1 pseudogene is annotated in these 320 nt (G+C 73.8%); it reads right to left on the reverse strand.

The features are described 5' to 3' along the window. Positions 1-320 (reverse strand): annotated as a pseudogene (locus HTV45_RS33665) (GTPase HflX); the annotation flags it as partial.

Genomic DNA, 320 nt, shown 5'->3' on the forward strand with positions numbered 1-320 from the left:
CCTTGCCGGAACCGATGTAGGTCGCCGGGTCGGGCTTGTCGCGGCGCTGCACGACCCCGTCGAGGACGAGGGCGCCGGCGGTCTCGGCGAGGGCGGCCAGCTCGGCCAGGGAGCGGTCCGCGTCCTCGGCGGTGCCAGAGGTCCAGACGCCGACCAGGACGACCCGCTCCAGCCGCAGCTGGCGGTACTCGACCTCGGTGACGTCCTCCAGCTCGGTGGAGAGACCCGCCACACGCCGCAGGGCCGCCCGCTCGGAACGGTCGTACTGGTCCCCGTCGCGCTCACCGTCGACGGTGTGGCTCCAGGCGACGTCCTCTTCC

The sequence above is a fragment of the Streptomyces sp. CHD11 genome, assembly GCF_018638295.1.
Lineage (GTDB): Bacteria > Actinomycetota > Actinomycetes > Streptomycetales > Streptomycetaceae > Streptomyces.